The organism is Streptomyces sp. WAC05292 (genome assembly GCF_003949955.1).
Taxonomy (GTDB): domain Bacteria; phylum Actinomycetota; class Actinomycetes; order Streptomycetales; family Streptomycetaceae; genus Streptomyces; species Streptomyces globosus.
This window is the reverse complement of sequence record NZ_RPSE01000911.1, coordinates 1-314: the sequence shown is the minus strand read 5'-3', so window position 1 is coordinate 314 and position 314 is coordinate 1. Positions and strand designations below refer to the sequence as shown.

1 rRNA gene is annotated in these 314 nt (G+C 55.1%); it reads right to left on the bottom strand.

What is annotated here, in order from left to right:
• Positions 1-97 (bottom strand): 16S ribosomal RNA (locus tag EF903_RS33690); the annotation flags it as partial.
• Between the last annotated feature and the right edge of the window lie 217 nt (positions 98-314).

Below are 314 nucleotides of genomic sequence, written 5' to 3'. Positions count from 1 at the left end.
CCACTAATCCCCTCCCGAAGGAGGTTCATCGTTCGACTTGCATGTGTTAAGCACGCCGCCAGCGTTCGTCCTGAGCCAGGATCAAACTCTCCATGAATGTTTACCGGTAATCCGGTGCACACACACGTAGAGCGGGCCAGTCATGGTCGGAATAAGACCGACTGACCACTGCGTCCTCGCTGTGTTGTGTTGCCTGCGAGTGCTACCGGAGCAGCCCCGCAGGTCTTTTTCAAAGGAACCTCATCCACCGAAGTGGACGGGGTATCAACTTCTGGCGTTGATTTTTGGCACGCTGTTGAGTTCTCAAGGAACGG